This is a genomic window from Microcystis sp. M49636_WE2, assembly GCF_030065375.1.
Taxonomy (GTDB): Bacteria; Cyanobacteriota; Cyanobacteriia; order Cyanobacteriales; family Microcystaceae; genus Microcystis; species Microcystis aeruginosa_C.
This window is the reverse complement of record NZ_JASJFG010000132.1, coordinates 1-1,269: the sequence shown is the minus strand read 5'-3', so window position 1 is coordinate 1,269 and position 1,269 is coordinate 1. Positions and strand designations below refer to the sequence as shown.

Sequence of the window (1,269 nt, the reverse complement as noted above, 5' to 3'; positions counted from 1 at the left end):
GATCGTCCTCGGAATAATGTAATATTGTTTTCCCTTCCTCCTCTGCGTAAGCAATTGGATTATTGTTTAACTCAATTAATAAAGCATCCACATCTGGGCTATAGTGTATCTTGTTCACCAAATTCCTCTAATTGTTATCGCCCTAACTCTTGTGTTGGCAATGAATTGGCAATTAATCAGAATCAATCTATAGCGTTTCGCTCAAGCCAACCTAAGAGGCTGTTGTGTTGACGTTGAAAGCTTTGGTGTGTTCTTCTCGAATTTTATGAATTTCTTCAGCATACTTGAGAGTAAACCCGTAGGATTCCGCAGCCTTTTCCGCAGCAATGCGAGACTTAACTAAATAGTCATGGATAGACGTGCATTCCTCCGATAATCTTGTTTGAGTTTTATCTTTTTCTTGCAAAATCTCTGAGTGGATCATAAGTTATTCTCCTCTTTGAATAGTTCAAGTGGTGTGACAATTTCAGGTGTTGACAAACCCAGGCGGGCATTGATAACGCGAATATGCTTCCGTTTGTTAGCATTCGCTAGGTGGTTGCAATTCCAAGTAACGAGATATTGAATGTCGAAATAGCTGGCATAGGCAAGATAAAACTCGACAACTTGTTCAAGAGCAGAAGTCGGCGGTAGTAAAGGAATCCTCGAAACCAAATGAATAATTTCAGCTTTACGCGGATAGTTTCCGTTGGTTAGTTCTTGAAGCACGGCATCCGAAATATATAAATCATAATAACTGGACATCTCCGACCACCACTTCCTTGTGATTTCGGTAAAAGTTTTTAGCGCTTCACGCTCATCAAAGTAATAACTCGGAACCGTGGAATCCAAGTACACTTTTTCTTTCATGATAATAACTGATCGACAAGACTAAATCAAAGCCTGAAGCAGCGGCATGGTAGCCCCCTCTATTCTACTATCCTATCTCTGTAACGAAGTTATTGCACTGTCATGCTTGACCTCGATCATCTCTCAGAGCGATCGCACTTGGACTCGATCGCATTGAAACTTCTCCATTTTATCCCAAACATTAGCGGTGCGTTACACGCGCGTTTTCGCACCCTACAAGATCAGCGATCGCACTCCTCTTATATTGTTACATACAGCAATGAATTGTTATCGCTTTAACTCTTGTGTCGGCAATGAATTGGCAATTAATCAGAAATTAATATAAGCAATTATTGTAGGTTGGGTTGAGCGAAACAATACTGGGTCGAAAATGGCTCAATTCGATTGTTTAAGCGAAACCCAACCACCCCAAAGGTTACT

At 40.7% G+C, this 1,269-nt stretch carries 3 protein-coding genes; all 3 read right to left on the bottom strand.

From position 1 onward, the window contains the following. Positions 1–118, bottom strand: a 118-nt coding sequence (locus PX484_RS03110) for a DUF2283 domain-containing protein (protein WP_288102818.1), incomplete at its 3' end; no start/stop codon positions are given. Between the two features lie 93 nt (positions 119–211). Beyond that, positions 212–424, bottom strand: coding sequence for a hypothetical protein (locus PX484_RS03105; RefSeq protein WP_002763392.1), 213 nt, complete (start codon positions 422–424; stop codon positions 212–214). Continuing rightward, positions 421–849 carry a PIN domain-containing protein gene (locus PX484_RS03100; RefSeq protein WP_008198370.1) on the bottom strand — a complete coding sequence of 143 codons (429 nt, stop codon included), beginning with the start codon at positions 847–849 and terminating at the stop codon, positions 421–423. The genes PX484_RS03105 and PX484_RS03100 overlap by 4 nt, the downstream gene beginning before the upstream one ends. Positions 850–1,269: the final 420 nt, after the last annotated feature.